This window comes from Limosilactobacillus vaginalis (genome assembly GCF_025311515.1).
Classification (GTDB): Bacteria; Bacillota; Bacilli; order Lactobacillales; family Lactobacillaceae; genus Limosilactobacillus; species Limosilactobacillus vaginalis.
Genome location: NZ_CP104399.1, coordinates 1,115,626 through 1,141,285 on the forward strand (window position 1 = coordinate 1,115,626; position 25,660 = coordinate 1,141,285).

A 25,660-nucleotide genomic window follows, 5' to 3' on the forward strand; every position below is an offset into this window, starting at 1 on the left:
GTTTTAGGGCAACGGGATAGAAAGAAAGGTGCGCAACCTAACGTTCTACTGCTACAGAGCCTAGATCTGCTCGCCACGACCGCCACCCCCAATGCAACATAGCTAAGATCTGCTCGCCCTAACCTTCCTCGAGCTAACGACCTCCGACTCCGACGACAAGACGTCGTTCGTCGGAGAAATCGTTAGCCACCGGAAGGTTTTAACGGGCTCGCACTCTAACTCTATAACACTCCCACCCCATATGTTATTACTTGGGCAAGGGAGCCGACGAGGAGAATTTTAACGGCACAGGGGAAGGTGCGTTTTTTGACTTGTTCGTGGTACAGAAGCTTTGTTTGTTTGACGACGAACGGGATGATTAACAGGGTAAGCAGCATAGTCCAAGGGGCTAGGCGTGCCATAACGGCTGTAATAATTGCTAAAAAGGTGATCACGTTTTTAGTGGTAAAACTATTTAATCCCTGTTGAACACCGATAAAATGAATAATGGTGTGACGATGATTATCCTCATCTTCCTGAGCATCACAAATATTATTAGCAAGCATCAGGTTTGAAATCCATAGTTCACATGGCAAAGCGACTAACCAAATTTTAAGTAGGTTGCTCCAACTCCAATCAAAGATACCGGTTTTATTGATATAAACCGAAATCAGCATGATCATGAAACCCATCGTAAAGCCAGAAAAGAATTCACCGACCGGTAACCCGTTCATCGGAAATGGTCCTGAAGAATACAAGATCCCCACAGCGAAACAAAAGATTCCCATCCAAAGCAGGGGTAACCCCACTCGGGTAACAAGATAAATTCCAATCCCGGCAGCGATAATGCTAAAAATTAGGATCAAGGTTAAGACAAGACGTGGGGAGATCTTTTCCCGACCAATGATATTGGTATTCTTCTTGTAATCCTCAGTATCAACCGCATGATTATAATCGTTATAATTATCCATCATATCAACGGCCATATTAAAGAGGAGCATTGCAATAAAAAAGAGAATTGAGTTAATAAGGTTAAATGAGTGATAGTAATAAACACTCATGCAGACCCCGAGAAGCATCGGGAGAATACTAGCAGTTTTGGCTTTAATCTCAACTAACTCTAAAAAGACATCTAATGACACATTCATACTTCCCATTCATTTAAAAATATTGTTACAATATGATAGTACACCAATACAAAGGAATTATCATTCAATGGACAAACATTATTTCCGTAGTGACCCACAGCTTAATAACGCACTTGAGGAAGTCAATCACCTGATTAATCAGCGAATAACCGTTAATAATACTGATTTACAAGCAGCACTAAAGCAAATGGCTTCAAAGGGCGGTAAATACCTCCGCCCTGCTTTCTGCCTAACCTTTGCCCGACTAGGTGGCAAGAATAGTTGGAACAGTTCTAAATTAATCAAAATTGCTTCCTCATTGGAAATTCTCCACATGGCAACCCTAATTCATGATGATGTAATTGATGACTCCCCTAAACGACGTGGTGCCCCAAGCATTCAAAAAGCTTTTGGAAAAGACACAGCGGTATATAGTGGCGACTTATTATTTACTGTTTTCTTCGACCTGTTAGTTGAAACCATGGAGAGTTCACCTTACCTAGCAACGAACGCTCAAGCAATGCGTAAAATTCTTACTGGTGAACTTGGACAAATGAATCAACGTTATCAACAACAATCACTTCTCGAATATTATCGGAATATTAACGGTAAAACAGCGACCCTCTTTAGTCTGGCTGCCCAAGAAGGAGCACACTTTGGCGGTGCTGATGCTAGAACTGTTCACCTTGCTAAACATATCGGGCAAAATATCGGAATTACCTTCCAAATTCTAGATGATATGTTGGACTACACCACCAATAAGAAATTAAACAAGCCGATTCTTGAAGACCTCGCTACCGGTGTTTATTCCCTACCGCTTCTCCTGGTCTTAAAAGAGCACCATAAAGAACTTGACCCGTACCTCGCTAAAAAGCAGGAAATGACGGTTGAAGATACTCAAGAAGTTCAGCGATTGGTTAATCAATATGGCGGTGTTAAACAAGCACACGAGCTGGCTGGTAAGTTTACTAACAAAGCATTACAATTAATTGATGAATTACCAACAAGTCCTACTCAAAAGCTTCTCAAAAAGGTCACCATCCAACTCTTGGACCGCTCAATGTAAGAATAAGGAAGTTAAGCTAAATTGAAACGTCAAGTATACATTTTATATCTTCTTACCATGGCCCTCTTAGCGGTTATTTCGATTCTATTAATTGCATTTGACTTTGCTCATGAGCTTAATATCAATAACGAGCCATTCAAGACGGTTAATGATGGGATTCTGGTTATCTTTGCAATTGATTACTTTACCCGATTTTATCTTGCCAAGGATAAGAAAAAGTTCTTCAAGCATAATATCTTTGACCTGCTCTCAATTATCCCCGTGAATGGTCTTGCCTGGATCTTCCGGTGGAACCGGGTTAGTCGGGTTTTCACCTTTTTACGAATTGTTCGTCTTATTGGATTAACTGGACGGTTAAACCGGTTTATCGAAAAGGATGGTCTCCTGTACTATCTTTATGTAACCTGCGCAGTCCTTTTGATTTCTGCTTCAATGTACAGCATCTCTGAGGGTACTCATTTTTCCACCGCTCTTTGGTGGGCAATTACTACAGCTTCAACTGTCGGTTATGGTGACATTTCACCTACCACCACGATCGGCCGAATTGCTGGTGTCCTATTAATGCTAGTCGGGATTGGTTTGATCGGGGTCATTACCAGTACAATTACCGACTACTTTTCTCAAGAAGACAATAACCAGATTCAAGATAAATTGGATCAAATTGAGAAGGAAAACCAGGAATTACGAAAAGAACTGCAAGAGTTAAACGAACATTTGAATCACATTACTAAAGGCTAAGAAAAAATGTTTTTTCTTAGCCTCTTTCCATATTTAGCGCTCTCCGATGTTACATTGACCATAGTGATTCGGATTATAATTATTAACTAACTGTTTTACTAAGTTGGGAGGCTAACAAAATGAAAGCTGCCGTTGTTCGTAAAAATTGTGATGGATACTTTGATGTTAAAGATGTTACTCTTCGTGATTTAAAACCAGGTGAAGCATTAGTAAAAATCGAATATTGTGGTCTATGCCATACTGATTTACACGTTGCTGCTGGTGATTTTGGTAAGGCTCCTGGCAGAATTACCGGCCATGAAGGAGTTGGCCGAGTTGTTAAGGTTGGACCAAATGTAACCAGCCTCAAAATTGGCGATCGGGTATCAGTTGCCTGGTTCTTCTCTGGTTGTGGACACTGTGAATACTGCATTACCGGTAATGAATAACTTTGCCGTCACGTTGAAAATGCTGGTTACACCGTTGATGGAGCAATGACTGAATACTGTATTGTGAAAGCCAATTACGCCGTTAAAGTTCCAGAAAACTTGGATCCTATTAAAGCTACTTCCGTTACCTGTGCTGGGGTAACCACCTACAAAGCAATTAAGACTAGTCAAATTCGCCCTGGTCAATGGTTAGTAATCTATGGTGCTGGGGGCTTAGGTAATCTGGGCGTTCAATGGGCGAAGAATGTTTTTAAGGCTCACGTAATTGCCGTTGATATTAGTGATGAAAAGCTCCAAGCCGTTAAAGAGGCTGGTGCAGATATGGTTATTAACTCTGCCAAGGTTGATCCTGCAAAGGAGATTCAAGATAAGATTGGCGGCGCACAAGCAGCAGTTGTTACTGCTACTGCAGCAATTTGTTACGATCAGGCACTTGCTTCTGTTCGTGCCGCCGGGAAGGTTGTTGCAATTTCACTGCCAAAAGGAAACATTGACGTCCCAATTGCTAAAACAGTTCTTGATGGGATTGAAATTGTCAGCTCATTAGTTGGTACCCAGCAAGACTTAGCTGAAGCCTTTGAATTGACAGCTGAAGGAGCTATTAACCCAATTGTTCACACACGGAAATTATCCGAAATCAACGATATTGTTGACGAAATGAAGAACGGTAAAATTGTTGGTCGAATGGTTGTTGATTTCACTAATGGTGCCAATTAAACATTAATAAATAATAAAATCACCTTTAACTATACTTCTGGATCAGTTAAAGGTGATTTTATGTCTATAAACATGTTCAAAGCCACAATTTACATTCTTAATTCTGCAAGTGAGCCAATTCCAACCCGGGCCATTGCTTGCGGTAATTGCTCAATAATGTGTGGCATTGCTAAAGCATCATGGAAGTGTGCAGAACCAACCTGAACAGCTGAAGCACCGGCTAAGAAAAATTCAATAACGTCTTCTGCAGAGGAAATTCCCCCTTCACCGATGATCGGAATGTTTACTGCGTGGGAAACCTGATAAATCATCCGAATAGCTAGTGGTTTAATTGCGGTTCCTGAAAGACCACCCATGATATTTCCCAGAACCGGCTTCCGGGTTTTTAGATTAATCTTCATCCCCAGTAAAGTATTAATCATGCTTAAGCCATCAGCGCCCCCTGCTTCAACTGCCTGCGCAATTTCCACAATATCGGTAACGTTAGGAGTTAGTTTAACATAAACCGGGACATCGCCACTAGCAGCCTTAACTGCTTTGGTTAACTTTTCAGCGACCTGCGGATCAGTTCCAAATGCCATCCCGCCATGTTTAACGTTGGGACATGAAATATTCAGCTCTAATGCATCAACTAATCCAGTTGCGGCTAAGCGTTCAGTAACCATTACATAATCCTCAACACTTGCGCCACCAATACTTGCTACTAAAGGAAGGTCAGGATATTGGTGCTTAAGATGAGGAATCTTTTCTCCTGCAACCACATTTACCCCAGGATTAGTTAAGCCGACTGAGTTTAACACTCCATCGTTCAATACAGCAATTTGTGGCTGAGGATTTCCCGTCCGCGCTTGGGGAGTCGTAGTTTTGATTACGATTGCGCCCAGTCGGTTAAGATCATACTTCCGTGCTTGAGGAACATCGCCAAAGCCAAATGTTCCGGACGCTGGCATTACGGGGTTCTTCATTTTTAGGCCAGGCAAATTTACGGCAAGACGAACATCAGTCATTATTCTTCCTCCCCATTTCGTGAATAAGCAACCTTTCCATCAACTAGGGTTAAATCAGTGGTTCCATAAACTCGTTGACCGGTGAATGGGCTGTTAACGCCCTTGGAAAGGTAAGAATCTTCGGTGATTTTCCGCTCTGTATTCAAATCGAAAATTGCAATATCAGCTGGCTTGCCTGGTTCGAGGTGTCCAGCCTGGTCTAAGCCGAATTCTTCTGCCGGAACCGCACTCAGCCAGTTTAATAATTGAGCTAAACTAAAGATTCCCGGACGAACAAACTTAGTGTAAAGCATCTCAAATGCGGTTTCACTACCGGTAATTCCGTTAGCTGCCCCGCGCATGTCATCTTGTGGCTTTTCCTTTCGTGAATGAGGAGCATGGTCGGTCGCAATCATATCAATTGTCCCGTCAAGCAATCCTTCAATAACGGCTTGGCGATCCTCTTCATGCCGTAATGGCGGATTCATCTTAAAGTATGAGTTATTTGCTGGAATGTCTTTGTCAGCAAGCAAGAGGTGGTGGGGTGTCACTTCACAAGTAACGTTAACCCCCTCTTTCTTTGCCAAACGAACAAGTTCAACACTTTCCTTCGTTGACACATGGCAAATATGATAATGAACTCCGGTTGCCTTTGCAAGGACAAGGTCACGCGCTACCTGAGCTGATTCGGAAACACTCGGTGCCCCAGGTAATCCTAATTCCTCAGCCCGCTTTCCGGCAGTCATTACGCCACCAAAAAGAAGTGAATTATCTTCAACGTGAGCTGCTAATGGCAGGCCAACCTTAGCGGCACCTTCCATTGCCCGATACATGGTTCCAGCAGTCTGAATTCCGCTACCGTCATTACTGAAAGCAAAGGCTCCCGCATCCTTCATCGCTTGAAAATCAACCGGCTGATCACCCTGGCGGTTAACCGTGACGCTTGAGTATTGAGCCACGTGAACAACCCCAGTCTGCTGATTATGCTTAATCATTTGCCGCATCTTTTCAGGGGTATCTGGAACCGGATCAACATTTGGCATTGCACCAACAGTAGTAAAACCACCATGGGCAGCGGCCTTACTTCCGGTTTCTACCGTTTCCTTATAGGTAAGGCCCGGATCCCGGAAGTGAACGTGAACATCAACTAAGCCAGGAGCAACTAATTTTCCGCTAGCATCAATTAGCTTGTCAACACTATCTTCAGCAACTAAATTCTTGCCAAGTGCCTGGATCTTACCATCCTTAATCAGGACATCCGTATCTATTAGCCGACCGTCAACAAAACAGCGGCCACCCTTAATTAGCATTCTCATTAGTCTAAGCCACCTAACTTGCGACCGCGAAGAACTGCTTCTAACATTGCCATTCGCATGAAGACACCATTTTGCATTTGTTCATAGAACTTGCAGTTAGGTGCTTCAACCAAACTACCCGCTAATTCAACATCGTGGTTGATCGGACCTGGGTGCATGATGATTGCATTCTTTTTCATCCGGTTGTAACGGGCTTCATTAATTCCGTACTTTTCATGGTAGGATTCAGCAGAGAATTTTGCTTCGTTAGCATCCCCGGCATGACGTTCGTGTTGAACCCGAAGAAGCATCAGGACATCCATTTCACCAACCAAGTCATCAAGTGGCATAAACTTACCGTACCTGTCGTAGGCATGGTCATACCAGTAATCTGGGCCAGAGAAGTAAACAGAAGCACCAAGGCGGTTCAAGATTTCCATGTTACTTCCTGCAACCCGTGAATTAGTGATGTCACCGATAATGCCAACCTTTAAGCCATCAAAATGACCAAAATGTTCATGAATGGTCATCATATCAAGCATACTTTGTGAAGGGTGCTGACCTGAACCATCACCAGCGTTAACAATTCCCATGTTCAAATGAGAACCTGCTTTGGGGTGAATCAATGGTTCATAATAAGCATTGGTTGAGTGACGAATGACTGCTAGATCAACACCGAGGGCATCCATTACTAACATGGTGTCATACATGGTTTCGCCCTTTTTGACTGAACTGTGTTGAGGGTCAAAGAAAATATCGGTTAAACCAAGGCGCTTTTCAGCAACTTCAAAACTTGTGTGGGTCCGAGTTGAGTTTTCAAAGAAGGCGTTGGTAACGTAAACTGGTTTAGTTAGCTTTGGCGTTTCACCACCATCTTTGTAAAATTCAGCACGGTGAATCAATGACAACACTTGTTCAGAAGATAAATCTTCAACAGTTACAAAGTGGGGGAGCTTAACTAATGGTAATTCAGTCATAATTGAATTAACTTCCTTTATCTAAAAATTTGTCCTAAAGAAAAACACCAGGCGTAATGGAGGCCTGGTGTTAACGAAATTTTTTAAAGTTAGTTAATATTACTTTGAAAAAGTCGTCTTTCTAGCCTCACGGGACTAAATTAAAGGACATTGATTGTTGCTAATAATGTACTCTGATTGATAGCAAATGTCAAATGAATTTTTAAATTAATTACGCAGGAAGGAATAATTAAAAGAACAGTCTCCCTAACTTAACGTATAATAAGAATAAGAAGATTATGGGAGGAATAATGGTGAAAAAATTATCAAATAAGCAAAAGCTCTGGTTAATCATCATCATTGCTGCTGTTGCTGTTATTTTACAGTATGCGTGTGGTTACCCGCTTTTTGCACAAATATTAGTAACGGTGGTTGGTGCAATCGTTGCTCTTTCAATGTTTATCGGGATGGTCAAGTCAATTCGTACCGGTGATTACGGTGTTGACCTCCTCGCAATTTTAGCTGTGGTTGCCACCTTAGCCGTGGGTGAATATTGGGCCGCCATGGTAATCCTGGTAATGCTAACGGGTGGGGATGCCCTTGAAGACTATGCGGCCAGGAAAGCTAACACTGAACTGAAATCGTTGCTGGATAATACTCCTCAAATTGCTCATGTTGTGACTGATGGGATAACCAATGATCTTGCAGTAAAGGATGTTCAGGTTGGCGCTGGGGTAATCGTTAAGCCGGGAGAGATTGTTCCGCTAGACGGAAAAGTAATCACTGGTCAAAGTGAGTTAGATGAATCATCCCTTACAGGTGAGTCACGACCAGTAAGTAAAATTCCTGGTGATGAAGTGATGTCAGGAGCAATTAACGGTGCTAACTCAATCACAATCAAGGTAACTAAACTTGCTAAGGATAGTCAGTATCAACAGCTGGTTAAGTTAGTTAAGACTGCCGAAGAATCTCCCGCCCGCTTTGTCAGGTTGGCAGATCGTTACGCAGTGCCATTTACTATTGTTGCAATCGTGATCGCCCTGGCCGCTTGGTGGTGGTCTGGAAACCCAGTGCGGATCGCAGAGGTTCTTGTAGTTGCTTCGCCGTGCCCATTAATTTTAGCTGCACCAATTGCCATGGTTTCGGGGATGAGCAGGGCCTCCCGAAACGGGATTGTGGTTAAAACCGGGACCGTCTTAGAAAAGCTCGCTAATGCCAAAACCGGGGCTTTTGATAAAACCGGGACAATTACCAATGGGCAACTAGCCGTTGGGGAGATCATCCCTGCTTCCGATAGCAACTTTTCTCATGACCAGCTCTTACAACTGGTAGCGAGTGCTGAAAGCGAGTCCTCCCATATTCTTGCCCGGTCACTAGTTGACTATGCCAAAAAACAGGCAGTTTCCCTTAGTCCGGTTCAAGATCTCCAAGAAGTTACCGGTAAGGGAATCACGGCTACAGTTGACGGCTATCAAATGAAGATTGGTAAATTATCATTCGTCGATCCTGACGGGAAACAAGCCATTCTCTCTTCGACCGCGGTTTACATTGAAATTAACGGTCAATATGCTGGAGCAGTAACATTCGTTGATCATATCCGTCCAGAAGCACGGCAGACAATGAATGTACTCCGCAAAATGGGAGTTACTAATCTGATGATGTTAACTGGTGATCAGGCTGCTTTTGCAAAGGAAGTCGCTAAACAAGTTGGCATTACAGACGTTAAAACAAACCTACTGCCACAAGGAAAGATTGCAGCACTGAAAGCAATTCCGTTAGATCAGCATCCGGTCTTTATGGTTGGGGATGGTGTCAATGATGCCCCATCGTTCGTAACTGCCGACGTTGGAATTGCCATGGGTGCCCATGGTGCTACGGCTGCTAGTGAGTCTGCCTCAGTGGTGATTATTCGCGATGACCTTTCACGGATTGCCAAAATTGTTGAAATTGCTAAAGACACAATCAAAATCGCCAAACAAGCAGTCTTAATCGGGATTGCAATCTGCATAATTTTAATGTTAGTTGCCTGCACCGGGATTCTTCCTGCCTTTGTAGGGGCAATGTTCCAGGAAGTAATTGATACAGTTTCAATCTTGTGGGCATTGAAAGCACGGAAAGTCAAATTGGATTAGAATGCTTTAGAAAGTACAAATAAGGGTTCCAGAGTTCGGTCTTGCCGAGCACTGGAGCCCATTATTTATGTACTGTGTTGTTTTTATTTTGTTGCATACAATTTTTTTACCGCTTGAACATCGGCTGGCTGAATAGTATAGAAAGAACCAGCAGGCTGCATTACGGAAACATGATTTGTGTGATCGAGGCCGATTGCGTGACCGAGTTCATGCTCTGCTGTATTGACTATTCGTTGTTGATCATAACCGTAGTCAGGATCAAGAAGGTATCGTTGGTTTAAATAAACATTGGCGTGAACAAAGTGGTTATTAATTGAATTCGATGAAGTTTTAGTCAGACCAGCTGCATTAGTACTATCGTTATTCATTGCACTCACAACAATTTCTGCTTGTTGACGGTTATTAACTTGACGAAATGTAAATGCTCCGGTTTGATTCCACTGTTGAATTGCCGATTGGGCTGCTGAATCAAGGGTTTGATTGCCAGTATTAACATAAATTGTTGCGGTATTGCTTGCCCAGCGCCCATTAGTGGGAATCGTTGTTGAATCGGTTTGTTGCTGACCCGTTTGCTGGTTCTTTTGAGAATCCGAATCACTCAGGTTAAGGTTCTGGGTAGTCGAATCATCCCCATGACCAATCAGATTGACAATTCGTTGCCGAAAGTTCCAAATCATTGCGGTTGATGCCGCTTGGATTCGTGAATTGTTAAAGTAAAGCCAGCCGCCACCGATAATTAGCGTCAAAACGACCAATCGTTTAAAAAGACGAAAGATCCTGATCTTGGCCACCTTCTTTCTCAATGACTAACATTCTAACTAGCAATATTTACTAAATTGTGACCAAGTTATTAATTTTTTATTAATCATGACTTTAGAGATCAATATCTAATTCAATCGGTGTATGGTCACGCCGTTCACCAGAATCAATCATCGTTGAATTCTTAATCTTATCGGCAAGCCGATCACTAACGAGCCAGTAATCAATTCTCCAGCCGGAATTGTTTTGCTTACTAGTGATTACCCGTTGTGCCCACCAAGAATAGGCGCCTGTTTTTTCTGGATTAAGGTGACGGAAACTATCGGTAAATCCAGCCGCAAGCAATTTAGTAAAGTGTTCCCGCTCCTCATCTGTAAAGCCGGCAGAATGGTGGTTATTTTCTGGATGAGCTAGATCAATTGACTCGTGAGCTACATTAAAATCACCACTCGCGATCACTGGCTTTTGCTGATCGAGCTTCTGTAAATATTCACGATAGCAATCGTCCCAAACTTGGCGATCAGCTAACCGTTTCAACCCGCTCCCGGAATTGGGTGTATAAACTTCGGTAACGAAAAAGTCGGGGAACTCAAGGGTAATGATTCGTCCCTCATCATCCATGGTTTCTGGCGCACCAATTTGGGGATAAGTAACTGTTGGTTCATATTCCTTTAGGTAGAGGTACATTGTTCCAGCATACCCCTTTCGTGCAGGCTCTACCGAACTTCGCCAGGCAACCTGGTAGTCAGGAAACAATTCCTGCAAAACCGCAAAATGCTTTTTTGTTGGCCCATTTTTGGATAATTTAGTTTCTTGAATTGCAATTACATCCGGATGCTTACCTGCGATCTTATGGAGAACGCTTCTCGTTTCTTCAGCCCTTGTTGATGTCCCGGTTAAAGCCGCGTTAATTGAATCAATATTCCATGAAATTAACTTCATAAATAACTTCCTCCTAATTTTTCTTTTCAAGATCGCTTTGCTTAATGAAAACACCGGCAGAAGTAGTTTCACCCTGACGATCCGCAATTTCCCGATAAGCAGCTGTTAATGCTTTCTTATGGTCAACGCCAACTAGCTGGCTAAAAATTAATAAAGCAATTTGAAGATCACCAATACTATCAACCAAGCGCTCGTGATTTTGTTTATTATAGGCAGCGGATAATTCCCCAAGTTCCTCAGCCATCTTCATAAATTCAACCCGTGGATCCGCCTGATCAATCTTTCGTTGGTGCGCCCAATCATGGATCCTATTAATTAGTTCTTCATACTCCACCACGATATTCCTCCTCAGTCGATCATATTCTTCTTGTCTATTTTACATTATTTCTTACTAAAATATTATGCTCCTATATAGTTATGCATTAAGTCATCTGATACAGTCTTTAAGGTCAGATAATCGATGTTGTTAGAGAAAAACATTATCATTTTCTTGGTCTTGTAATTAGCGATAACGCAAGCATTGTAACCTGGAATACTACCGTTAGCACGGATAATGTCACCATCAAAATATACCCCGCCAAAATAAGCAACTTCCTGTTTTTGCGATTCTTGATAGAATTCGGTGATCATCTTTGGATCCTTTAAAACATAATTGTAAATAAATTTCCAGTAATTATTTGGTGAGATAAAAAGGTTCCCTGCCCCAAAATCTGAAGAGGTCGTAACAGTTACCTGATGCCAATCAACAGCGGGATCCATTGGTTGCGGAACTTCCTTTTTGGCAACTTCAGAGAAATCCTTAATTTGGTGTAGGTGAAGCGGCTTAGCAAAGTTTCTATGAATATAAGCATTATAACTAGAATGAGATTGCTTACTGATAATCGCAGCTAATAGTTCATAATCAACGTCCTGGTAATCCCAGGTATGAACGTGATCGTTTCTCATGTGTTCAAGCATATAAGCAATTTGCTGTTTTTGCCCTTTTAAAGGAACTGCCGGGCGATCATTGTTAACGAGGCCACTGGTATGGTTCATTAATTCACGAATCGTGATATCTTCGCTTCCATCAATCTGCGGAAAATAAGTGTTTAGGGACGTGTCCCATCCCAATTGCTTTTTCTGTGTTAGTTGATAAATTGCCGTCCCGGTCACAATTTTCTGAAGTGAAGCAGTTGGAAATAGTCGGTTGGCCTTAACAATCTGCTTCTTATTAGTAGTTTCATTGTTTGCAATGGTAACCGCTTGGCTTCCCTTACCATTAACCAATATTACACCATTAATATGGTGCGATTTTAAATAATCATGAAGTTGTGTTTGCGTCTGCTTATCTACTGCAGCCGCATTAGCTTGTTGCTGAGTTGATACCAAGAATAACCCAAAGGAACAAAACATTAAAAATATAAATAAATTCAATCTTTTCATAATCATACCCCAGATAATAAAAGCCAAATAGTATAATTTTATTTTAGTCTTATTTAATAATCCGGGCAAGAAAAGGAGAGCTTTAGGATATGAATAAGCTTCTATTCAGTTTTTTTTAAAACAAAAAAAGAACCCTTGATACACAAGGGTTCCAAGCTACTACTTATCGCGACGCTTTTCAGCGATCCGAGTAGCCTTACCAGTACGTTCACGGATTTACAATTGTATTTCTTCAGTATTTCGCACATATCTCGAACTACTATCATTACAAGCTTTTCATTGATTTCACGCTTTAGTATTTGCACAGTAATTTCAGTGATTACTCAATTTAAACCTACCATTCGTCTACCGGTAGAACGAACCCGACACCTCAAATGAAGTGCCGGGTTATTTTGTACGGAAGTAAATTACTTCAATAATTGACTATTTTTTTTAACAATCTGTTTCAAACAATTCATATTTTCCTTATTAGTATGTTTATTAATTTTACGTATGCGTTCTTCTGCATTCTTTTCTTTTTCCTTAGCAAATAATGTGTTCTGTGGATAGTCATTAAATTCTGTTATTTTATATGTCATTATATTCATAAGTTTACCTTCTTCTAAGTTGATATCCTTCATTCATATCCAAATCGAAATATTTTTTTCTTTTAATCCATACAGGACCTTCACCCTTTGAAATTACTAAAACATCAATTGGACCACCAACGGTTTGAAGATCGCCAGAAAATTTTCGTTTAAACGAAGTAAGACTAACAAATGTTTCGGCCATTGTCCCTAACTCATCTAAAGATAAATTATTAAGCATACTAATAATCGGTCCAGATATATTTTCTTCTTTGTATTTTGCAAGCGCCTTTTCATTGTTTTCAAAAATATTATTTATTATTTTGCTTGACTTGTTTCCCAAGACGCTAATCAAATTTTGTTGTAATTCACTTAACTGATTAATTCTAAAATTATCTAGATTAGGATCTATACCAGTCATAATAGTATGAACCATTTCTTGTTGTGCAAAGGGAAGTAAACTGGCTCTTGCATCACCCCCTACAATGCTAGTAGAGGTATTACTGGTTTCAGTATATTTAAGTTTTCCATTATATAAGCCATCAACATCAAGTTGTACTAGCCTTGGAAAAAGTTCATCTTTTCCATATCCAGCAATTACAATTCCTGTCTGACTTCTCGAAAAATTTTTGCTTCTAATGAAATCATAAAGTTTATCTTGAATTAATCGTTGGAGTTCCTGAGATATTTCATTACCAACATAGTTATTTATTAAGTCCACTGTTTTAGCTTGAAACTCATTATGAGGAATTTCAAAGAATATGTCTTCTTTATTTATTTCTATTGATTCTATAGATTTTTTTAGCAAAGAATTTTTGTTTATCTTTTTACCTTCAGAATTTAATGAATTTACTTTATTATCATAAATTTTAAAAATAAGATCCATTAAATCAGACAAGTAATTCAGTATCATATCATTTGAATTAGTTCCCTGCCATAGTTCTTTCTTGTTCTCAATAAATTCTATTAATTTATCTTTATACGAATGCAAAGAAACCAATGGCTCATTCTGGAGTTTTTCTCTAAAACCTTTAATTATTACTTCCCAAGGAATATGCATTATATCGGCATTTCCATAAATCATTACTCCAACATAATGCGCACTATCCATCGTAAATAATTTAGTTGCATTATTGAAAGTTCTTGTCCCGCCAATAGTAACAGCACTGTCCGCTGCTAACGCAATCCCGCGTTGATTCATAACACATATTTCTGCTGTCATTTACACTTTACCTCACTCATAACTTTTACGATTAAATTATATCATTACGATATTATTGATTCATCCTAAAGTCATAATGGTCATTGCAAATTACGCAACTACCACTGATACGCAAAAAGCCCTAGTGATTGTTGAGTTTTCACAACAGTCACTAGGGCTAATATTTTATTCAAATTTTCCGTATGCTTCGTTTGTGTAGGCGTTTCGTACTGCTACATAACCATACTGACCATTGCCACGTGGTTGACGAACATAGACGAAACCATTGTGACGTGAATAAGCATCATATTTGATAACAGAACCTGGTCCAATAAGCGCAATCGATGAAGAACTTGGCTTTGCTCCCCAACGTAGATGGAGCCAGGTATTAGCCACAAAAGTCCCTTTTTCAGAATGCCAAGTATCACCTAAACTATCTCGCCAAGACGATTGTTTGGGTGAGGCAATCGGCTGTTGAACCTTGTTGCTTACCTTAGAGCCTTGACCACTATCAGCCACCCGAAGAACTTGTCCCGGATGAATTACGGTTTGAATCGTTGCTCCGTTCAATTGGGCAAGAGCATACATATTCATGTGATGTTCAGTTGCAATCTTCCACCAAGAATCGCCCGGCATAACTGTGTAGTTATGACTATCACGATGAAGTTGTTTTCCGATTGTGACAGCTGGCGTGTTTGTCTTTGGCTTTTGTGGATTACCGTTCTTGTACCCATTATCAGTGATACCCGTTAGGTCAACATCGCCATCAAGACCGCCTGGCATATACATTGAGGTGAACTGGAAAATACCGATATTGGCATAACTTGGAAAGTAATTATAGTTAGGGTACCGCCGTACTTGGTAATCTGGATATTCTGCTAACCATAATTGTTCTCGGCTAGCTAAGTAGCTTAAATCAACATGGTTCAATAAGAAGTTCTTGTAGCCATATACCATGGGGGTGTAGCCTACTTGACGAATACGATCACAAGCATATTGAATTACTTGCGTATTCTGATTACCACTCTCAACGTCAAGGGCAATAATTGAACCTTTTGGTGTTTGTACCTTTGGAAGGAAGTAATTCAACACCTGGTCCGCTTGCCAGTTAGTTGTGACATTTTGCCACCAGATGTAATTATGGGCCCGCATTCCCCGAGCAATCGTTGCTGCCGTTTGAGAAGCATAGGTTGATTGGTCGTACATGTTATAACCGTCAACTGTTCCGCCCATCTGATTAATTTGGAACTTCTCGTCACCATATGCTGTTCGTCCTTGTGGCCCTTGGTACCGAGATTGGTCAGTCCCTCGCTCACCCTTAGCTGCTTGAACAACTGGTAATTGTTGACTATTAAGTTCAACCATTCCTGTCGCAATTGGTGCAACTAAAAAAGCGGCTGCTAATGCAACCGCTATTTGTTTACTTCGTTTGTGTTTCATCGTTTTCACTTCCTTTATTTTGAAGTTCAACTTCACCGTTCCCTTCAACAAACCCACACAACCCTAAAATTGTTAGCACCGTGTTAATGATTGCAACAACCTGGTCCCAATGACCATAGCTAAATCCGCAAGCCATCATGATTTGCTGAATCAAGACAATTAGAAGCGTAATAAAAGACGCCACAACCGTTTTATTGATTGTGCCGTCCGCATTCAGAAACTTCTTCTTTAATTGTTTAACATTCATTCGCCTTTACTCCTTTCAAAGACTTCATGCTCCAGTGCTTTAATCTTTTGATTCCGCACTTTTGCCTCGCCAATATGCTCCTCAAATCGATCTTCAATATGATTGAGGCGAATTTTTAAATCACGATTGTCATTAACTAAGTTATTAAGCGTGGCATTCAAAGTATCAATTGAACTTTCTAAGCGATTCATAATCGAGGTCATTTTCACAATTAAAGTAACCACTGCCCCTATGCCACCAAGAATTGCTACCACAGAACCCCATTCATCAATGCTTAGCCCTCCGAATACGTGCACACTGCTCATCTCCTAAATTTGTACAAAATAAAAAGCGCCCTAAAGAGGGCTCTAACTTTTTATTGTTCTTCAACCTTTTTATGCATTTCATACAATCTTACTGCATCAATAAATTCATCTAAATGTTTTACTTTACTTCCTTTGTTAAGATTAGTATATTCATCCGTTACCTTATCCATTGCTTTCAAAACTTTTTTCTCATATCTATCATAATAGCTTTGATATAAACATAATCTTAGTAAACTGGTTTGCTTTGCAAACTCGTTTGTTATTTTATCTAGTTTTTTTATACACTTATTAAGATTTGTTTGAGATAAATTGCTACTTTTAATGTATCCATAATCAAAACTAAGCTTTACTAATTTAGCTGCAATAGTTCTAATCATTGCTATCCTATCCATTTCACGTTCTCTCATTAACATATCTCTTCTTAAATGACTTTGATTTAAATATGTTAACCAAAGACTAAAAAGTGCAACAACGCCAGTAATAATGGACCCTATTATTCCTTCATAAACATTAGAGTCCAGTGAACATGCCAACATCATAACAACTACTATACCTCACCTTTTTTAGGCTAAGTATAACATAGCCGCCCATAAAAACCATTCATTCGAGTGAGGATTCTCATGCACTGTTTATTTCTTAGGCGACTATATTTTTGCTATTTAGTTTTAATCCACTTGTCCATTTGATTAGACCGCTGAACGATTACTTGGTGCAACTGCTCATACGTATTCGTTGTGACTGATGGGATCTGTGGCCACAACTCTTGGTCCTTCTGGTAAGCTTCTTGTGGAATGCCATTCATGAAGTCACGGTAAGCGTTGAGAAGCCGGTCGGTCTGCCAAACGTTTGAGCGAAGGTACGTGTACTGCTCTTTTATTTCGGGCATGAAAAGATTGTACATCCGCTCGAACAGCTTGCTCCAGCTTGCGTTGTTGATGAACAGTCCATCGGTCTTAGTTGATGTTTCAGTTGCAAACCGCCACTTGTCATCTTCGGTGGGATTGCCCTCAATCTTACCATCAGCACTCTGACCCCAGTTTGAATCAAGGTCATAAGGTACCAGATAGAAGTACTTACCGTTATTCCAGGTCAAATAAAGTACAGACTTTGTATTGTAGTCATATTCACGACTCATTATACCGAAAAGGTAAAGATTGATTGCCGATTTAACATCAATGTAGGAAGATAACTTATTTTTGAAATCTTCATCAGATGAATTGTTTAAGAAGTCTAGCCACTTTGACCAGTTAGCTACTAATTCGGGATCTGGTGTATCGTGTAGTTCATCGGCATAAGCAACGTTGTCTAGCTTGGCAGTTGGTACAGCAAGCAATTGGGTAGTCGGATGGGCTACATTATCTAGGACAGATACAGCGGCATTACCCGGTTTATCGGCATCTAATCCAAAGACTTTATCGTCCTTCTTAGTGTTGAAAGTATAAAGACCGTTGTAAGCACCGTCGAAGTAAACTTCAATTGGGAACCCTTCCATCTGTCCGAAGTTGGAAGTCTTAGCAAGATGGCTTTCCACTGTTGGGTCAGCGATTGGTGTGACGGCAGCAGCGTCCGCCACCAGTTTTGCTGAAGCTAAATTACGCGACTGTGTGGCATCAATGAAATTGGCTTTGAGGTTAAACTTGTCTGTTTTTGGCCAACTAGGCATTAAACGTAGTTTTAATTTTTCCTTGCAGTCCTTATCACTAAATACTTTTATTTTGTAATTTTTCTTATCATGAAATCTAGAACTGTCACCCTGAATAGTAATCTTAACAAATCCATTTATTTCTTGACCATTTCGCTGAAAAGAGAAGGGTGCTTTTACCATTTCATCGCTGACCTTACTTACACTAATTCCAATATTAAATTGCGGAAGAACACTATTAGCTTTGCTTTGCTGCTCAGTCGTAATCTCGCTTAATGAGTAAGGGATAATCTTTTCATTAAAAACAATTTGTGGGCGACAAATAATGACTACTCCTGTTCCCTCAAACGAAATAGTGAAAGCAGCCGTCGCTGCATTATCAGGAATATTAATATTTTCAATCTTAAATTTTTCAAATCCATTAAGTGTATGTGAAAATTCTAGTGAATGCATGCCATCAGCTAGAACTTCTCCTTGGGAATTTCTGAAAATGATTTGTAACCCAGCACGGCAATCATTCGATGTGGTAATTGCTTCTACTGCGGCTGATAAGACCGTTCGATTTATAACCGAAATATCTTTCTGGTAAATGATTGTCTTTTCTGTTGATTTTTCATCTCGTGAGCAACCATAAGCCATTGATTTTCCAATTGAATGTTTCGGGTCCTCTTCCCAACCAGATGTAATTGCCCAGCCTTCTGCATCATCAATCAAATCAGGGTTGACTAGAATGTTATCAACATCGATTCTTTCGTTATTAATTTCAAGAGTAGAATAAGGAATTAGTTTTTCCCCAAAGTTCATTTGTGGACGACAAATAATGACTAATCCCTTACTGCTAGTGGATATTGTGAAATCGGCCGTCACTGCATTATCAGGAATCTTAATGTTTTCAAGCTTCTTTTGCAGCCCCCTTTTTTCGATAGTTGAAAAGATTATGCCAGCAGAAGCGTTTTCAATTATAGAATCACTTTCATCTCTGAAAATGACTTGCATTTTTGCCGTCCCTGTATTATCAGCGATAACCTGCACACCCATAGACAATTTTTGCTTCCCTTTTACTGGAATACCTTCTTGATAAATAGATATTTCTTTTTGGGGGTCTTCAGTAAGCGAGCAACTATATGCCATTGATTTTCCAATTGAATGTGCAGGATCTTCTGCCCAGTCAGATGTAATTCCCCAACCTTCTGCATTATCAATCAAATCAGGATTGACTAGAATGTTGTTAACATCGATTCTTTCGTTATTCATTTCAAGAATAGAATAAGGAATTAGTTTTTCCCCAAAGTTCATTTGTGGGCGACAAATGGTGACTAATCCCTTGCTACTAGTGGATATTGTGAAAGCAGCCGTCACAGCTTCATCAGGAATATTAATGTTTTCAACCTTCTTTTGCTGCCCTCTTTTTTCGATAGTTGAAAAGATTACACCGGCAGAAGAGTTTTCAATTATAGAATCATTTTCATCTCTGAAAATGACTTGCATTTTTGCTGTCCCTGTATTATCAGCGATAACTTGCACACCCATAGACAATTTTTGCTTCCCTTTTACTGGAATACCTTCTTGATAAATAGATATATCTTTTTGGGGGTCTTCAGCAAGCGAGCAACTATATGCCATTGATTTTCCGATTGAATGTGTGGGGTCTTCTACCCAGTCAGATGCAATGCCCCAACCTTCTGCATTATCAATCAAGTCAGGATTGACTAGAATGTTGTTGCTCGATCTCTTGTAAAGTAACTCTTTATCCTTAGGATTCAAATCATTGAAGACAAACTGTCCCTTATCTTCCCACTGATTATTAAGATAAACGTACTTATGTTCAGTATCAGCAGTAATCATCATTCCCGGTGCACCGTTTGGATACTTAGCTTGTAATGCGGCTAAATTTTCGAAAACTTCTGGATGAATATCCATCTGTGCAAGCTTGGCTTCCAGCTCAAACTTCCCTGCTTTTTTAGCAATCTCTTTATCTTGTGCGTCATCACGCATTTGCAATGCTGCATAATTTTCATTAGCGTTTTGTCGATCTTCTTTACGGTTAATCTCATCGTCCTGGGCATTTTCCCGATCAGCAAGTTTCATATAGCGACCACGAGCTGCGCTGATTTCCTCATCGTGATCATGAAGTAAGCCAGCATTCATGCTAGCTTGTTCCTTTGCTTGCTTAGCGGTTGCTGCAGTATCGCCTGCCACATTTCCTTTAGCTTCGTTGCTAAGTTGTTTAATTTCATTAAGACTCTGTTGCGCTTGAGAAGTAATATCCGCTAATGACTGCTTAGCTTTGTCTTTAACATCATCAAGAGTAGCTTCTGCTTTAGCCTTCGCATCATCAGCTGCCTGCTGTCCCTCTTGATTAATACTTGCAATTTTCTTGTCGTGTTCTTCTTTGAAGTCATTAAGCATGTCTTCCATGCGGCTGTTATATCCAGTCTTGGTGGGATCAAAGTTAAACTCTGTTGAACCATCATCAAGCACTGTCAACTTAACATTAACGGTGGAAATAACACTATTATCTGATTTATTAACAATTCGGAACATTGTCTTATTCGTGTCATAGGTACCCGCTTTCTTAAACGTCCCGTTTGGGAATTTGAAAGTTACATCACCTTGATAAGCATTATCACCAGGAGTAGAGGTATCAACTGTTCCAGATACATAAATATCATGACCGTCAGGGTCTTGACTGATGAATTCAATATCCTTGTCGTGCATATCAACAACGTTATCATCATATAAAACATGGAACGGCAAGGTTAGGCCACCGTCACCAACACGGGGATTTAATTTGCTAGAAAGATCAACAATTTCGGTTGATGCTTTAGTTAGATCAACGGTAATTCTCATTAGTTAACTCCTCCTTGTAATTTCTTTACAGCGACTTTTAAATTATTTAAGTCATTAATCATCTCAGCTAAATCAGTACCATTGACGAGTACCTTACCTTCAGCAACTAGTCCTCCATTAAAGACGGTTGACTCTGAAAAAGTATTCGGTGCTTCAAAAACATTACTTTTGTTCATGACAGGTGCTAATCCGTTGCGAACTGCTTCTGAATTAGCGTCAACCGCTTCAGATAACGTATTGTTAGCATTGGCGATTCCTTTAGCCAGTTGATTGGCAAAATCAAGTTTGTCGTTAATTTCCTTCATTTCATCATCAAAGTTTTTTTCATGATCTGCTAATGACTTATTGAAATCAGCAGTCATTTGTTGCTTTAAAGTATCAGTATCCTCACCAAACTGAGCAGTCATTTTCTGAACGGTTTGATCAAAATCAGCTAGTTTAGCTCGTAAATTTTGTTGAGCTTCTAGTTCAAGCTTTTCCAGATCATTAATATATACTTGCTTAGCAGTCCCCATTCGAGCAATCCCATCAAGTACCCGGAACCAAATTGTGACACCAGATACTCGACCTTGCTTATCTTGGATTCCAATAAACCCTTTAAAAATCCCACTTTGTGGAAACATCGCATCTGGAAAATGATAGTCTACTCGACCACCATCGCCGACGTCTTCTGTTGAACCCGTAAAATCTACTGGAGCCGTTCCCGGATCCAATTTAATTTGATTATTACTATCAATCGAATAATTACCAACATTTCCTGAAATAAAGGGTTTAGCTTCTTCAACGTTATTGAAGTTCATTAAGCGTCCTTGGTGATACCAGACAACACTAAGAGTAGCGTTACTATCCCCAACCCGAGCTTTAAAGAACGGATCAAGGTTCCAAATAGCAGCACCTTCCTTGGCATCATCAATTGCAATTACATAGTGCTTACGATCATTATTATGCGTTACTTTAACCGTGCTCTTAACCAGTCCTGTAGGAGGTACAATTTCTTCTACCACTCATGATCATTCCTTTCTAATTAATTTCTTCATTTGCCGTTACATAATCATCACGTGAGGTATCAATCTCCGCTTGATTATTATCAACAACATTTGTTTCGTTAACTTCAACATCCGGTTCTGGTGTCGTACTGTCACCAAGCGCTAGCTCATCCGTATCGTTGATATATTCAGTACCAAAGATAACCTCATTAAGCTTCTTGATTTGTTCTTCAGCCGTGCTCATTCGTGTTTGCAGATTGCTGATGTTGCTTTCAGCTTTATCCATCCGACCACTGAGTGTATTAATTTGATTTTGTAAATTAACATCTTGATTAATTCGTTCTGAACGCTCATTATTATCAGCATTTATTCGTGCACTAGTTTCGTTACTTAAATCACTTTCAAGCTGGGAGCATTCGTGTTCGATTAATTTAAAATTTTCAATTAAGTCTTTATAGAAGTCTCGATTTAGTAGTAAGGGAAAATCATCCGTATGTAATTCCATTCATTTATCCCTCCTTACCTACTTTTTTCTCAATATCATTGCTAATTTCCGATTTGACTTTATCCATAAATTCATCTTGAAACTTATCCTCAACCAATTTCTCAATCATTGGCTTAAGAAACTTCCACAGCCGATCCGCATCTTCTTGACGAAACTTCCGTCCCTTTATCGTGTTCGTAACAAAAAAAGTCTTACCGTTGTCAGGAGAATAACCGTAACCTATCTGACCGGATTCACTATCAATTCCTTTATCCATAACAATGAGAAGTACATTACTTGTTGATTTCTCATTAGTGTTATCTGGCATTAGCTCCCTCCTAACTGTTTACAAAGTTATCAATTGCCTTTACTTGTGATGAACTAAGCTCAAGTGGACGATTAGCCTGTCCCTTCGATGCTTCAGTCTGCTTTTGTGATTCAACATTTTTAAAGTGATCTTCTAGTTTGGCTCCAATTAACCCGTAAGTGTTATTGCGGTCAAGGCTGCTATTAATCTGATGGATGTCATGATACAAAGCATAGATGGCATTTTTTAACGCTAACCCGGTATTATTCCAAGTTAGCGTTACATCACCATCTGTTTGAAATGGGTTGTAGCTAATCCCCATTAAAGTCATCTCTTGACTAATATTTGCTTCTGGAGCAATGACCTTGCAGGTATTACCTAAATGAAGGTCACCCACACCGATCTCGTTGTTTTCAATCGTGGTTGGTGGTGCAGTTGTTACTGTGTTCTTGACATACTGTTTCAACGTATCCATGTCATAAACTGAATCAGCGAGCACCTGTGGCCCCCTATGAAGCCCAAACATCTTAATACTCTCTTCATCATGATAGTGATAATGCAAAGCATAGTAGGTTTCAGTCGTAGTAGTCGTTGTGCTATCTCCATCACTACCATTAGTTGCATTACCGCTACTAAATCCTGGAACGCGGACAGCAAAGCTCGGTGGCCAACTAGCAATAGTTCGATAAACTGTACCATCTCGTTCGTTATCAGCTCCAACCCGATAAGTTGAATCCATTGCAATTGAAACGTGATAACTGGCGCCACGAGATCCCCAAAATAGCAAGTCACCAGTTTGATAAGGTGGTCCAACAATCGTCCCCTTGCTTTCCAAGCCAATTGTATTAGTACGTGGCGTATTAATACCAAAGTGATTCAATACATAGCAAACGAATCCTGAGCAGTCCCACCCAGAGGTTGACGAACCACCCCAAACATACGGAACTTTGCCAACAAAAGAACGACAAAAGCTAACAATATTATTAGCTCCTGCCGTTGATGATGTTTGTTGTGCTTGAATTGGTGCTTTAGAAATTGGTGTACCATGTGGAGACCAACCAGAGTGACCGGTAATTTGATTACGCCAATTAGGAATATTAAACAACGCAATAATCTGGTCAAGTCCATGCATAATATTGGTGTATGGTGACCGGCAGTAGTAATTAAATGTACTGTCAATGAACTGTAACAGTCCCTTAGAGGGGTGTCCTGCTGCTGCGTTTGAATCCCAATTATTAACAGCATCCTCTTTCCCATTTGACTCCAAATTAATCTGCGCTAACACAAGATTAATATCAGCTTGGGAAAGATGCTCACCGACTAAGCTAGCAGCATTCTGAATTACGGGAGTCCAATCACCATTTACCGGTTCATTAACTCCATTACCACTACCTGCAGTCGTGATGTCTTTTTCCATCTTTCCACCGTAGACATCAAAGTCATTATAGAAATCATTACCGTCCGACTGAATATCAACGCTTGTTACGTTATGTAAATACCGTAACTGTACGTCAGTAGGCAGTTTTAACGATTCAAGATCATAAATCTTTAATACATAGTTGTGCGGAATATAATAGGCACCGAAAGAAGTTAAGTTATTTCCTAACCATTCATACAATGACCCAGAGCAGTCAATCGCCTGTTTAGGAAAATTACCATGCAGTTCATAACTGATACCCTGATCATTATCCTTGAAGAACTTATCTAGTAATTCCTGAAGACTATGGGTCTCTTGTTCGTCCGTCTTCTTTACAACCGTTCCTGTTTGTTGGGAATCATCCGAATCACTACTATCCGAAGAAGAATCACCACTAACTTCTGGGCTATCTTCAGTCGGTTGTTTAGGATCTATCCGGACGTTCTTCATCAGGTCAATTAAGATTGCATGAGCAGTGACTTGTTTAGTTGCTAAGCCGTTTTCATCAAAACCATTTTCTAATTGGGTGATGTAATACTCTCTACCGTCATACCAGATACCTTGCCCCATTTTCAGCATGTTATAGGCATCCTTATACTGCTGAGTATAAGTTGCAGTAAAAGAAATTTCATACGCTGAATTGAGTTGTAGATTGATTTTGAACGAATTATACATATCGTTAAAATCTAAGCGCTCTTCAGTGTCACCGCTTTTATTATTCAGGTTATTAGTAATTTCTACAATTCTACTCATGATAACCACCAGAATGGAAAATCAAATGTAACTTTACCCGTAAAATTATCAATCTGAAATTCATTAATGCCCGGCTGCAGCGTTAGAACACCGTCATCGCATTGCATCTGATCAGATTTTCCATTAAGCAAAAGGCGAACACCATCAACGACAAATTGACCATTAAAGGATGAATTATTCTCCGTTTTATCCCCGTCCTTGCTAGTGTTAACAGTTCCTGTTCTTGAAATTGAATCACCGGTGGTCTTGTTAGTAATCTTCAGTTTTCCTGAAGAGGAACCATCAAGAGTTAACTTAAATGGATGTCCTCTCCATTCGGGATCAATAATCGTATCTGATAAGTTGTTCACCTTAAACGAATTAGTCGTGAAGATATACTTCAATGCATCGACCGTTGTTTTATTACCAAAGCCATTAGTATCTTCGTAATCTAACGAAGTACCAATGCTTCGACTTAAGCCTAGCAAGTCTGTAAAAGTTACTTCACACGTCCATATCTTTTCGTTAGCGAATGTTGGCGCGCCTAATTTAGCCCGAACGTAATACATTCGTTGAGCCCAGTTAGCAAAGCAAATCCAATATGCATTACGGGAAACTAAAAAGCGCTGCAGTGCATCATAAGCTAGCATTGCATCGCTTTCGTTTATTCCTTCAAAATACATTTCCATCTTCATTTCACGAGTACTATATGACGTTGACAATAGCCTTGAACCATCTTGTAGGCCAACCTTTTTAAGGTTGTCAGTGTAATTAGCTGGCTGAACGTCAGGAGCACGATAGCAGTAGACACCACTTAAGTCAGGAATATCAAAGCAACTAGTCCATTCTTTACCATCTTTAGAGATTGAAAACTCAATAGGATCAAATGGTAAATACTTTTTAGCTCCAACTCCAACACTTGCTGGCTTCAAAAAT

Annotated in this window: 22 protein-coding genes and 1 pseudogene; 4 read left to right on the forward strand and 19 right to left on the reverse strand. The window is 40.1% G+C overall.

Features of this window, described 5'->3' with window-relative positions; translation table 11 throughout:
- Positions 1-221: 221 nt before the first annotated feature.
- A complete protein-coding gene (locus N4627_RS05495; RefSeq protein WP_260965079.1) occupies positions 222-1,121 on the reverse strand; it encodes a prenyltransferase in 900 nt (299 codons plus the stop codon).
- A 73-nt stretch (positions 1,122-1,194) separates the two neighbouring features.
- Between N4627_RS05495 and N4627_RS05500 the strand changes: the two genes are divergently transcribed.
- The 3 genes and pseudogenes from N4627_RS05500 (at position 1,195) to adhP (ending at position 4,055) form a co-directional block, all read left to right on the forward strand.
- Positions 1,195-2,172, forward strand: coding sequence for a polyprenyl synthetase family protein (locus N4627_RS05500; RefSeq protein ID WP_098045180.1), 978 nt, complete (start codon positions 1,195-1,197; stop codon positions 2,170-2,172).
- Between the two features lie 21 nt (positions 2,173-2,193).
- On the forward strand, positions 2,194-2,910 hold the full coding sequence (locus tag N4627_RS05505) for an ion transporter (RefSeq protein ID WP_040531460.1): 717 nt from the start codon (positions 2,194-2,196) through the stop codon (positions 2,908-2,910).
- A gap of 119 nt (positions 2,911-3,029) precedes the next feature.
- Positions 3,030-4,055, forward strand: a pseudogene (gene adhP / locus N4627_RS05510) (alcohol dehydrogenase AdhP).
- Between the two features lie 89 nt (positions 4,056-4,144).
- Here the strand turns inward: adhP and N4627_RS05515 are convergent.
- From N4627_RS05515 to N4627_RS05525, 3 genes are read right to left on the reverse strand one after another with little or no spacing between them, the layout of a single operon-like run.
- Positions 4,145-5,062, reverse strand: a complete 918-nt coding sequence (locus N4627_RS05515; protein WP_098045178.1) for a dihydroorotate dehydrogenase — start codon at positions 5,060-5,062, stop codon at positions 4,145-4,147.
- Positions 5,062-6,357, reverse strand: a complete 1,296-nt coding sequence (locus N4627_RS05520; RefSeq protein ID WP_003717438.1) for a dihydroorotase — start codon at positions 6,355-6,357, stop codon at positions 5,062-5,064. The genes N4627_RS05515 and N4627_RS05520 overlap by 1 nt, the downstream gene beginning before the upstream one ends.
- Positions 6,357-7,313, reverse strand: coding sequence for an aspartate carbamoyltransferase catalytic subunit (locus tag N4627_RS05525; protein WP_098045177.1), 957 nt, complete (start codon positions 7,311-7,313; stop codon positions 6,357-6,359). Before N4627_RS05525 ends, N4627_RS05520 begins: the two co-directional genes overlap by 1 nt.
- Before the next feature lie 293 nt (positions 7,314-7,606).
- Here N4627_RS05525 and N4627_RS05530 point away from each other — a divergent pair, with 293 nt between their 5' ends.
- On the forward strand, positions 7,607-9,424 hold the full coding sequence (locus N4627_RS05530) for a heavy metal translocating P-type ATPase (protein ID WP_260965080.1): 1,818 nt from the start codon (positions 7,607-7,609) through the stop codon (positions 9,422-9,424).
- A gap of 83 nt (positions 9,425-9,507) precedes the next feature.
- Here the strand turns inward: N4627_RS05530 and N4627_RS05535 are convergent, their stop codons facing one another.
- The 15 genes from N4627_RS05535 to N4627_RS05605 all read right to left on the reverse strand — a co-directional run bounded on the left by N4627_RS05535 (position 9,508) and on the right by N4627_RS05605 (position 25,656).
- Positions 9,508-10,227, reverse strand: coding sequence for a matrixin family metalloprotease (locus tag N4627_RS05535; protein ID WP_373369910.1), 720 nt, complete (start codon positions 10,225-10,227; stop codon positions 9,508-9,510).
- 70 nt (positions 10,228-10,297) lie between these two features.
- A complete protein-coding gene (locus N4627_RS05540) occupies positions 10,298-11,125 on the reverse strand; it encodes an exodeoxyribonuclease III (RefSeq protein WP_260964126.1) in 828 nt (275 codons plus the stop codon).
- Positions 11,126-11,138: 13 nt separating this feature from the next.
- On the reverse strand, positions 11,139-11,459 hold the full coding sequence (locus tag N4627_RS05545) for a MazG-like family protein (RefSeq protein ID WP_040531457.1): 321 nt from the start codon (positions 11,457-11,459) through the stop codon (positions 11,139-11,141).
- Positions 11,460-11,524: 65 nt separating this feature from the next.
- Entirely contained in the window at positions 11,525-12,547 is a 1,023-nt protein-coding gene (locus N4627_RS05550; protein ID WP_260964128.1) for a serine hydrolase domain-containing protein, read from the reverse strand.
- 591 nt (positions 12,548-13,138) lie between these two features.
- The gene (locus tag N4627_RS05555) at positions 13,139-14,335 is read right to left on the reverse strand and encodes a hypothetical protein (RefSeq protein ID WP_260964130.1); all 1,197 of its coding nucleotides are present in this window, start codon (positions 14,333-14,335) and stop codon (positions 13,139-13,141) included.
- Between the two features lie 165 nt (positions 14,336-14,500).
- Positions 14,501-15,754 (reverse strand): GH25 family lysozyme, encoded by a 1,254-nt coding sequence (locus N4627_RS05560; RefSeq protein WP_390893927.1) that lies wholly within the window; start codon positions 15,752-15,754, stop codon positions 14,501-14,503.
- Entirely contained in the window at positions 15,735-16,001 is a 267-nt protein-coding gene (locus N4627_RS05565; protein WP_225356899.1) for a hypothetical protein, read from the reverse strand. The genes N4627_RS05560 and N4627_RS05565 overlap by 20 nt, the downstream gene beginning before the upstream one ends.
- The gene (locus N4627_RS05570; protein ID WP_260964134.1) at positions 15,998-16,306 is read right to left on the reverse strand and encodes a hypothetical protein; all 309 of its coding nucleotides are present in this window, start codon (positions 16,304-16,306) and stop codon (positions 15,998-16,000) included. The genes N4627_RS05565 and N4627_RS05570 overlap by 4 nt, the downstream gene beginning before the upstream one ends.
- Before the next feature lie 50 nt (positions 16,307-16,356).
- Positions 16,357-16,713, reverse strand: a complete 357-nt coding sequence (locus N4627_RS05575; RefSeq protein WP_260964136.1) for a hypothetical protein — start codon at positions 16,711-16,713, stop codon at positions 16,357-16,359.
- 248 nt (positions 16,714-16,961) lie between these two features.
- Complete coding sequence (locus N4627_RS05580; RefSeq protein ID WP_260964138.1) at positions 16,962-20,798, reverse strand: CotH kinase family protein; 3,837 nt, start codon at positions 20,796-20,798, stop codon at positions 16,962-16,964.
- A complete protein-coding gene (locus N4627_RS05585) occupies positions 20,798-21,802 on the reverse strand; it encodes an apolipoprotein A1/A4/E family protein (protein ID WP_260964140.1) in 1,005 nt (334 codons plus the stop codon). Before N4627_RS05585 ends, N4627_RS05580 begins: the two co-directional genes overlap by 1 nt.
- 16 nt (positions 21,803-21,818) lie before the next feature.
- Positions 21,819-22,289 (reverse strand): hypothetical protein, encoded by a 471-nt coding sequence (locus N4627_RS05590; protein WP_260964141.1) that lies wholly within the window; start codon positions 22,287-22,289, stop codon positions 21,819-21,821.
- 4 nt (positions 22,290-22,293) lie between these two features.
- Positions 22,294-22,596 carry a hypothetical protein gene (locus tag N4627_RS05595; protein ID WP_260964142.1) on the reverse strand — a complete coding sequence of 101 codons (303 nt, stop codon included), beginning with the start codon at positions 22,594-22,596 and terminating at the stop codon, positions 22,294-22,296.
- Between the two features lie 10 nt (positions 22,597-22,606).
- Positions 22,607-24,745 (reverse strand): phage tail protein, encoded by a 2,139-nt coding sequence (locus N4627_RS05600; protein ID WP_260964144.1) that lies wholly within the window; start codon positions 24,743-24,745, stop codon positions 22,607-22,609.
- Positions 24,742-25,656: a phage tail family protein gene (locus tag N4627_RS05605; protein ID WP_260964146.1), complete on the reverse strand. Its 915-nt coding sequence runs from the start codon at positions 25,654-25,656 to the stop codon at positions 24,742-24,744. Before N4627_RS05605 ends, N4627_RS05600 begins: the two co-directional genes overlap by 4 nt.
- Between the last annotated feature and the right edge of the window lie 4 nt (positions 25,657-25,660).